This is a genomic window from Corynebacterium sp. UMB8791, assembly GCF_054166365.1.
Genome location: NZ_JBSZCG010000034.1, coordinates 1 through 346, shown reverse-complemented (window position 1 = coordinate 346; position 346 = coordinate 1). Strand labels below are relative to the sequence as shown.

Genomic DNA, 346 nt, shown 5'->3' with positions numbered 1-346 from the left:
GGAGATGTGTATAAGAGTCAGCGCATATCTATACCCCAACCTCGAAAGGAGGTTATTATGTCTACATATCATGTAGATTCTGAGCATATTCTCAATGCCAGCACACAGGTGAATTCATCAATCGAATCTATTCGTTCTTCTGTGTCCACCATGTGCGCGCAACTGGCTGATTTAGAAGCTTCTTGGCAAGGCAGCGCTGCCACACAATTCCACGCTGTTATGCAGCAATGGCAAGCTGCTCAACGCACCATGGAAGAGTCTTTAGTATCTATTCAGCAAGCAATGACGCATGCCGCGCAATTGTATGCAGATACAGAAGCGCAAGCTAGTCAGCTCTTTGCTCAGT

The 346-nt window shown here is 46.2% G+C and carries 1 protein-coding gene; it reads left to right on the top strand.

Going from position 1 to position 346, the window contains the following annotated elements; all coding sequences use genetic code 11:
• Nucleotides 1-57: 57 nt before the first annotated feature.
• On the top strand, nt 58-346 hold a 289-nt coding region (locus tag ACXIUA_RS00945), incomplete at its 3' end, for a WXG100 family type VII secretion target (protein ID WP_022856543.1).